The following is a 7,656-nucleotide window of genomic DNA, read 5'->3' on the forward strand; positions in this document are numbered from 1 at the left end:
GTCCGGATCAATATCTACTCCACCGTTTCCGTTGAATGGATTCAAGTCACCTTGCTGTGCTTGTTGCTCCCCTGCAAATGGACTTGCATTCGTTTGTTGCTTGGACCCGTTAGCCGCTTGGTCACGAGTGATTCCGTTTGGCTTTGAACCTTCTTGATCAACCTTGTTCTTTGCTTTAACCACCAAGTTAGTCTTTCCGTTGTAATTGCTAGTTTCCCATTCGACCTTGATGTTGATTTCCTTTCCGACCAACGTCTGAACAAACTGTTGAATCGATGTAAATGTACGACCGCTTGGAGCGCCAGCAGCGATGGCCATGTTGTTGAAGTTTTTTTGAGAACGTTCAGCAGCTTCTTGCGTATCATCCTTCCACACCATGTTGTCGTATCGAACTTGGCCACCAGCGTATTCACCATCCACAACTTCATAATCGAATACAGCCATCTCATTACCGTTTGATGATGTCTTAACTTCTGACTGTGGCAGAATCTTAACGTTGTAAGTCCCTGCTTCTTTTACTGATTGTCCGAATACGTTGTTCTCGTCTGTAGTAAATCCAAATGCCATGTTAGTTATCCTCTTTCTTTTCTTCTTCGTTATTTAGCAGCTCTTCTGCCTTAATCAAGGTACGGTCATCTATGCGGTTTTTCGCATGATTCCCGTTCTCTGTGTCCATGTCGATGAACCGCTCACCTTTCTCTTTGTAAATACGGCCAACAACATCAAACGGTCCTGTAAAGGCGTTAAACGTCTTCTGGTTCATGTCCGCTTCAAAACGTCCTTTCCCATCAAGACCGTTTCCACCGTTGTCAATCTGATGGGCAGTCGCCAAAATGGTTTTATGACTATCCCGCAATGAGTTCGCCAATGATCGGAACCACGCCTGTAACTTCTGATAATTCTGGCGTCCGTCCTTACTAGCCCCGTCAATGTTTTCAAGAACAAAATTTTGCAAAGCAGTCACGTTATCCAAAATGATTACATCGAAAGCATCATTAACTAGGTACTGGTTAAGATACTTATCTACCGTGCGTTGTAGCGTCGCCTCATCCGACTTACCAAACGCCATCACAGCAGTGTCTGTCGTACCTACTAAGGCGTTCCATGAACCATCGAATGTAAGTAGTAGCTTCTTTCCAGAAAACAACTTGGACAGGCTAGTTTTTCCTGTTCCGCCGTCTCCATAGATGAAGTACATATCACCGGACTTCTTGATTTCTCCTGGTTTAAAAGTAATCATCTCGCCTCCTTATTTGTACGTCAGTCGTTTTTGTTCGGAGTACACAGTGACCTTTTCTAGGTCTTCTTCGATAGCTTTTCCAAACTCTCGCTTTAGTTGTGCTGGTGTATTAACACTTACCGCTCCCCAACCGTACTTCTTAACAAATGCCATCTTCGTTGCTTCTGATTGGTCAACCGCAGAACGCTTTGAGGTAGAGTAGCTAATATTCTTAAACTGCTGTCCTTCGTTTAAACGTTCCTTGACCATGTCTTCAACATTTTTCAAAGGTTTCTTAAGTTCCTTAGCTTGGTATGCTAGACCTTCCGCTTGCTCGACAGTGAGTCCGTCTAAGTATTCCTTACTTAACATCTCGCTTACTGGTGTTGGTTCACCATAAGCGTTAACAATCATCATTTCATGTGTCATAGTTCAGTTACCTCCCTTTGCAAGTCACCAAGCTCCTCGTACTTCTCGTCAATGTCAGCCTCCAAGTCTTCCTTGGTGCTTTCCATCTTCTTTATTTCGTCACGCTTGGCATAGATTGCGTCTTGTAGTTGCTCGTATCGTTCCAGTCGTTGCGTGTTTTCTGGGTACATCAACATGCTATTTTCAATTGTCATTTTTATCCTCCGTGTTATACTAGAGGCATAAATTTCTTATCCGGAAACTTTATGCCTTAGCTCTCTTGGTTGCAGCCTTGAGAGCTTTTTTCTGTGCTTTAAAAAATCGTTTGCCATCTTTAGAGGCATCATTTTCAAGATCACGTCTAACGTCGTTGTCACCAAACAATGGCTTCTTATCGAGCGAAAGTACCACTAAGTAGATAAATCCACCGGTTGCTCCAATTAGGAAGAACCAGTTGATTACTCCATTACAAAACATGCTATTTGTCATTTCATCGCTTCCTTTCTAAATATCTTTTCTATAAGTCGTATGTGCTTTAATAAACGCTGCCATTTCAGCTTCTGGATATACCGGCCTTTTTTGTGTTGGGTAATAAAATTCAGGGCATCCCGGCATATTAATTAGAAGCTCAACTTTTTCTCGCGACGTCTTCATTTCTTCCATTAGCCCTTTAATGGTGAACATTCGACTGCCGTTAGGGTCAAAAACCATTTTTGCCTCCTTTCTTTTGGTATCATTTTGAAAACATATACATCAGGAATGTAGTCGTTAGCGAACCAATGAGACCGCCGATTACACTAGCAATTACAGATACCCAATTGGGGATTTGATAAAATTCTTCATCTTCTTTTTTCATGTTGTTAACCTTTCTTTTGGTATCCTTTAGTTACTGGCAGTGACGTGCCTAGTAAATTGAAAGGAGAATAGTTATGTCAGCTAATTTTGAAGGACTTGATGATCTTCTAAATGCACTTGAAAATCAACCAGATGCAATCATCAAAAAAGCTGCTGAAACTCAAGAATTTGAAATTGAGTGTAAAAAATGCGGAAAATTATTCACTGCTCACAGCGGTAAAAATAAATGCCCAAACTGTGGCACAATTACTAACCTAACTGTTGAAATCAAGAAAGAATCATAATTTTTCAATCTCTTTCAACAACTTCGTAAGACCCGATAGTTTTTTATTAAACTTGCGGATCTTTTTTTGTTTCTTTTTTCCTAATGAAATAGTTACAAAAACATCAAACTCGTTATCACTTTTCTTAATTACTTTCTCGATTGAATAAAAGTCCTTTTGTCGACGCTTGAACATGTGTAATCTCCTTTACGCCGTCCGGTCTTGCTCGATCAATGGCAGGACGCCGTTATCTTTCAACAACTCGTACAATCCAAGCCGTCCCTTTTGAGTCCACTTAGTACTTGCTACAAGCTTCTTTGAACCATCAGCACGCCGAACTTCCTTGGTTTCGGACTGTGTCCATCCCTTTTTCTGATGCTTTGCATACAACAACCAAGTATCACCTTGTCGATATTGCACGCCCAACTCATGGAGCAACTTATTCATCGCTGCACCGCTCATGCCGTAGTCCTTAGCAATGAACGTGATGGTGACCAACGCCTTGTTCTGCAAAATTGAGTCAGTGTAGTCAGCCTTTGGTTGCAATTCATTCACACGTTGCTTAAGTAGCAACTTCTCTTGTCGCTCTTGCTTAAGAGTTGTGGCCAATCGAATAATCGTGTCTGGATCAGTCAACGCTTCTTCAATCTTCAAGTCGGTCATGTAAGCGCCGTGCTTGCGAATGCTTGGCAGGACTTCTGAAGTGACCCAGTCTTGGAACTTTTCTGCTTGCGGACTTCCTGCCTTCATTACCAGTTTGTAAAACTGTGGTTCAGTAATGAAATCGCCTTTCCCAACTTTTCTGCCAGAAGTGGCAGAATTTAAATATTCGTTAACCCGGCTCCATCGAACGTTTGTATAGCCATTAGACTTAGATACAATCCCAATTCCAATTGCTGCACTCTCTGCGTCGAACAAAACTTGTCCGTTTTCTTCTTTGACTTTCAGGTTGTCAAACACCTTTACTTCGTTTGCCATGTTGGCCTCCTTCTTTGTTTAGCTTTGTCAACAATTAGAGTGAAAAAATATCAACAACCTTTAAATTCAGACCATCCGCAATTTTCTTTGCAGTAACTGGTGATGCTTTTCGCTTACCTTGTACGTAAGCCGAAAGCGTTCCCTTACTAATCCCAATATACTTAGAAAAAGCACTAGCACTGTATCCAAGAGAGGCTAAAGTATCTGTGAACTCTTGCGGATTTTTTAAAGATAATGTTTTAACCATGTTTCCCTCCTTTCGCTAACTGATGCATTAAGTATATCTTTGTCGTTTAGTTTTGTCAACACTAAATACGTATTTTGTTTGCATTTTGTTTTAATTGCGTTTAGATATTGGTACAATCTTGTTTAACAGGAGTAATGATCATGCCTACTAAAGAACAGTTTGCTGCTAATATTAAACAAATCAGAGAATCAAAAGGATATACGGTCCGACAAGTTGCCACTTATAGTGGACTAAACCCATCAACTATCTCAATGCTGGAAAATGCGAAAAGAAATATTCCTAAAGTAGCAACATTAGAAAAACTTGCTCACGGTCTAAAAGAACCCGTAAATAAAATTATTGAGCTTGCTGGATATAGGCCTGAAGCCAAAACAACCAATGAATACGAAAACAGCTTAACTGATGCTCAGAAGCAAGTTGCCTATCTTATTGATCCAAATGCTACCCAAGAAGAAATAGACCAAATAAAACAACTAGTAGAAATCGCTAAGCTATCAAAGAGGCGTTTATAAGTGAATCGGTTAGAATACTATATTGATAAATTTCCAGATTATAAGTTCTACGGTATAGAGGTTGACGATAGGCGTTTTTTTGGCCAATGTGTTAATGAAAATGGAGAAATAAGTATTTTTATTAATACACTGCAACCAGAAGAAGAGCAAATACAAACATTATTACATGAAGTTGGACATGCTGATTTCAACTTATTTAGTAGTAGTAATAAACGATGGTGTAGAGAAACAATGCGTGTTGAGAAAGAAGCATCGCAATTCGTTAGACACTATAAACTTGGATATTAAATGTACGTGCAAAATCTGAACCACGTTAAAAGCTGGAGGAGAGAAACATTGAATAATAAAAAATTATGGATTAGCATCATCGCAATTATGGCGCTAATTATCGTTGGTTTAGTATTTTATGTCTTTACTTCTAATGGTAAAGACAATACTTCAAACACATCGAGGTCCGCAAAGGTATTGGGTGTTAAAGCTGACTATTCTACTTCTGAAGCAGAAGAAAAATTAAATGCTGGTGATGATCTAACAGGAAAGATTATTGACGTTGAAATTTTGAAAGTTGAAAACAACACAGAATTAGGACAGAATCTTCAAGCTGGCGAACACTTAAACTTTTACCCTGACAAGCAGCAAGCTGGATTAAAAGACGGACAGCATATTAAGTTTAAAGTTACTGATGCTCAATCTACATTGGGTTCATGGCTAATTAAAGGATCAGTTGTTTCCACTAAATAACACAATGCCCATTTGGGCGTACATATCATTCGAAGCGAAGAAGGATATTTTTGGGATCTAAGGAGATAAAATGAAAGATATTATTTATGTAAACCAAACACTAATCAATTCAATTTTAGCCCAGAAAGATGAAGGGTTGGCTATTGGATCAAAATATAGTGACCAAAATTCTGAATCAGTAACAAAAGTAGAAACAGAAGGTGTTAATACTAACGCTGGTTTTTCCTCAATTATAAAAGCTACTGTTGAGGGTAATTCTGAAAGCTCAACATCCAATCAACTCACAAAATCCGCTTCTAAATATCTTGATACAGTATTAGATGATTATTCATTAAATCTGTTAATCGAAAAGTTAAATTTAGAAACAAAGACTAACATCAGCCAAACAGTAGAAGGAGATTTTGTTTCAATTACCGACAACTTTTCAGTAATCGATATGAGTATATTAAAGAATATGACTGATGATAACTCAATTATTGAATTGACAAAGTTATCTGATGACAACTATGTTGAATATGAAAAATTAAATAAAATCCCCAAAAAATCAAGAACTGCAGAAATAACGACCCGAATAAATACATTAAAAAAAAGCCTACCAGATTTAAGCGAACTTGATAGGATATTCAAGATGGTTAATCTTTATGCAAAATTCTATAATGGAGCACTTCCAAACACTACTCTATTTTCATCAAATGATTCGATTGTACTTGCTAACATTGAAAATTTACGTATTACCCCTGCCGAGTTAACAGCCATTTCAAAAGCTCAGCGAAAACTAAATGTTTTTGGAATTGTATCAAGTATAAAAGGTGATTTAGAAACTAGTGTCACGCCAGACGGAGAGAATATTGATTTTTCAGTCATGAGTACCTTTTTCATGGATGTTGTTCTCGGAAGTTTCAACATACTAAAAAAAGGAGATCGAATAATCAAACCTATCGCTGTTTTTTATGAATAGTATCGAATTTGCTATCTACAAAATCTGATTGCGTAATAAACGATGACTCCAAGTTAGAAAAATTTTTATTGTTTTCGTTTTTAAGAAAGATATTTTCTGTTTGGATTCGTTGCTTTTCATTATTAAGTTTTTTAATTTTATTGAATAGCATTTGAACCTCCAAACAATTATTTTACCCAATTATTACATAAAAGAGCGTTTTTGGTAACGCCTTTTTTATTTGTACCAAAATGGAGGAATATATGGCTACATTTCATAAAACAACTGCAGGAAATTATCGGGCAAGAGTGTCCGTTAAAGAAAACGGAAAATACAAACAAATTAGCAAACAAGGTTTTCGAACTAAAAAAGAAGCCGTTATTTGGGCATCAGAGATAGAAGCTGGTTATACTGATCAGTTACAGAGTAAATATGAAAAGATGTTGTTATCAGATTATTTTGAGAATTGGGTTGATACCTATAAATCAAAAATGGAGGCTGCCACCCAATATCAGTATCAAAATACGCTCGACAATATTATTAAATATATGCCCGACGCTACTCTTATTGATTTCACACGTACTGATTTCCAAAATTTTATCAATGAATTCGGTAAAGACCATTCAAAAGAAACAGTTGCTAAACGAAAGAACCATATTAGCCAGGCATTAGAAGATGCCTTTGCTGATGGAATAATTAAGAATAACCCCACTATTCGCATTCAACTTACAGGAAAAGTTGGAAAGTCAGCATCAGAAAAGTTTCTTGAAAAAGACGAACTTATTAAACTAGATCATTATATTAAAAATAAGCTGGCTACATATCCACATGCTAAATCATACTTAGCAATCTATATATCAATTCATACTGGGATGCGTATTGGCGAAATCATGGCCCTTCAATCTGATGATATTGATTTTGAAAAAAAGACAATATCAGTTAATAAGGCACTTGATCAATACCGTCATGTTAAGTCCACCAAGACAGAATCAAGCAACCGCATAATCTCTGTTGATGATGACTTACTAAATGAGCTAACAGGTATCGAAGGCCCAATCGCCGACATCAGTAATTACGGTGCGGGGAAAGCCTTAAAAGCAGCAATCAAGGAATTAGATATTAAACCAGTTTCATTTCATGCATTGCGCCACTCACACGGATCTTTATTGTTAAGCCAAGGTATTGATATTAAATATGTTTCATCGAGGCTTGGGCACAAAAATATTTCAACAACGCTTAACGTTTATACCCACCTTCTTAGCTCACAAAAAGAAAGCGAAGAGGAAAAGACACAGCGTATCATGATGTCTATTTTTTAGTGCAAAAAGTGTCTAAAAAGTGTCTAAATATTTACAGAAACACACAGAATTAGGCAGAATTACACAGAAAAAAACCAATTACTAAAACAAAAGAAAAGCCCGGTGTTATCACGTTAAATGCGATAACACCGGGCTTTAGCTGCATTGCTTAAAATCATATCATATGCCGACTAACGG

The 7,656-nt window shown here is 37.6% G+C and carries 15 protein-coding genes; 6 read left to right on the top strand and 9 right to left on the bottom strand.

Annotation, left to right across the window (positions count from 1 at the left end):
• The 6 genes from BMZ93_RS06360 to BMZ93_RS06385 form a co-directional block, all read right to left on the bottom strand.
• Positions 1 to 567 (bottom strand): DUF669 domain-containing protein (locus tag BMZ93_RS06360; protein WP_091503294.1); only part of this gene is annotated, 567 nt, incomplete at its 3' end.
• 1 nt (position 568) lies between these two features.
• Positions 569 to 1,240 carry an AAA family ATPase gene (locus BMZ93_RS06365; protein ID WP_091503296.1) on the bottom strand — a complete coding sequence of 224 codons (672 nt, stop codon included), beginning with the start codon at positions 1,238 to 1,240 and terminating at the stop codon, positions 569 to 571.
• Between the two features lie 9 nt (positions 1,241 to 1,249).
• Complete coding sequence (locus BMZ93_RS06370; protein ID WP_091503297.1) at positions 1,250 to 1,648, bottom strand: hypothetical protein; 399 nt, start codon at positions 1,646 to 1,648, stop codon at positions 1,250 to 1,252.
• Positions 1,645 to 1,842: a hypothetical protein gene (locus BMZ93_RS06375; RefSeq protein WP_091503299.1), complete on the bottom strand. Its 198-nt coding sequence runs from the start codon at positions 1,840 to 1,842 to the stop codon at positions 1,645 to 1,647. Before BMZ93_RS06375 ends, BMZ93_RS06370 begins: the two co-directional genes overlap by 4 nt.
• A gap of 49 nt (positions 1,843 to 1,891) precedes the next feature.
• Positions 1,892 to 2,116 (bottom strand): hypothetical protein, encoded by a 225-nt coding sequence (locus BMZ93_RS06380; RefSeq protein ID WP_091503301.1) that lies wholly within the window; start codon positions 2,114 to 2,116, stop codon positions 1,892 to 1,894.
• Between the two features lie 15 nt (positions 2,117 to 2,131).
• Positions 2,132 to 2,338, bottom strand: a complete 207-nt coding sequence (locus BMZ93_RS06385) for a hypothetical protein (RefSeq protein ID WP_010017592.1) — start codon at positions 2,336 to 2,338, stop codon at positions 2,132 to 2,134.
• Positions 2,339 to 2,556: 218 nt separating this feature from the next.
• Here BMZ93_RS06385 and BMZ93_RS06390 point away from each other — a divergent pair, with 218 nt between their 5' ends.
• The gene (locus BMZ93_RS06390; RefSeq protein WP_091503303.1) at positions 2,557 to 2,766 is read left to right on the top strand and encodes a hypothetical protein; all 210 of its coding nucleotides are present in this window, start codon (positions 2,557 to 2,559) and stop codon (positions 2,764 to 2,766) included.
• On the opposite strand, the gene BMZ93_RS06395 is transcribed toward BMZ93_RS06390, so the two are convergent.
• Genes BMZ93_RS06395 through BMZ93_RS06405 form a run of 3 tightly spaced genes read right to left on the bottom strand, consistent with a single transcriptional unit; the run spans position 2,761 to position 3,970 of the window.
• Positions 2,761 to 2,940, bottom strand: a complete 180-nt coding sequence (locus tag BMZ93_RS06395; protein WP_091503305.1) for a hypothetical protein — start codon at positions 2,938 to 2,940, stop codon at positions 2,761 to 2,763. The two genes, BMZ93_RS06390 and BMZ93_RS06395, sit on opposite strands and share 6 nt — an antisense overlap.
• A 12-nt stretch (positions 2,941 to 2,952) precedes the next feature.
• Positions 2,953 to 3,723, bottom strand: coding sequence for a phage antirepressor KilAC domain-containing protein (locus BMZ93_RS06400; RefSeq protein ID WP_091503307.1), 771 nt, complete (start codon positions 3,721 to 3,723; stop codon positions 2,953 to 2,955).
• 34 nt (positions 3,724 to 3,757) lie between these two features.
• Complete coding sequence (locus BMZ93_RS06405; RefSeq protein ID WP_091503310.1) at positions 3,758 to 3,970, bottom strand: helix-turn-helix transcriptional regulator; 213 nt, start codon at positions 3,968 to 3,970, stop codon at positions 3,758 to 3,760.
• A 140-nt stretch (positions 3,971 to 4,110) separates the two neighbouring features.
• Here BMZ93_RS06405 and BMZ93_RS06410 point away from each other — a divergent pair, with 140 nt between their 5' ends.
• The 5 genes from BMZ93_RS06410 to BMZ93_RS06430 all read left to right on the top strand — a co-directional run bounded on the left by BMZ93_RS06410 (position 4,111) and on the right by BMZ93_RS06430 (position 7,479).
• A complete protein-coding gene (locus BMZ93_RS06410) occupies positions 4,111 to 4,482 on the top strand; it encodes a helix-turn-helix domain-containing protein (RefSeq protein WP_091503313.1) in 372 nt (123 codons plus the stop codon).
• On the top strand, positions 4,483 to 4,770 hold the full coding sequence (locus BMZ93_RS06415) for an ImmA/IrrE family metallo-endopeptidase (protein WP_091503316.1): 288 nt from the start codon (positions 4,483 to 4,485) through the stop codon (positions 4,768 to 4,770). It begins immediately after the preceding gene.
• A 48-nt stretch (positions 4,771 to 4,818) separates the two neighbouring features.
• The gene (locus BMZ93_RS06420) at positions 4,819 to 5,223 is read left to right on the top strand and encodes a hypothetical protein (RefSeq protein ID WP_091503319.1); all 405 of its coding nucleotides are present in this window, start codon (positions 4,819 to 4,821) and stop codon (positions 5,221 to 5,223) included.
• A 70-nt stretch (positions 5,224 to 5,293) separates the two neighbouring features.
• Entirely contained in the window at positions 5,294 to 6,181 is an 888-nt protein-coding gene (locus BMZ93_RS06425) for a DUF6414 family protein (protein ID WP_091503321.1), read from the top strand.
• 242 nt (positions 6,182 to 6,423) lie between these two features.
• Positions 6,424 to 7,479: a tyrosine-type recombinase/integrase gene (locus tag BMZ93_RS06430; protein ID WP_159427800.1), complete on the top strand. Its 1,056-nt coding sequence runs from the start codon at positions 6,424 to 6,426 to the stop codon at positions 7,477 to 7,479.
• The last annotated feature ends 177 nt before the right edge of the window (positions 7,480 to 7,656 follow it).

The organism is Fructobacillus durionis, assembly GCF_900112405.1.
Classification (GTDB): Bacteria; Bacillota; Bacilli; order Lactobacillales; family Lactobacillaceae; genus Fructobacillus; species Fructobacillus durionis.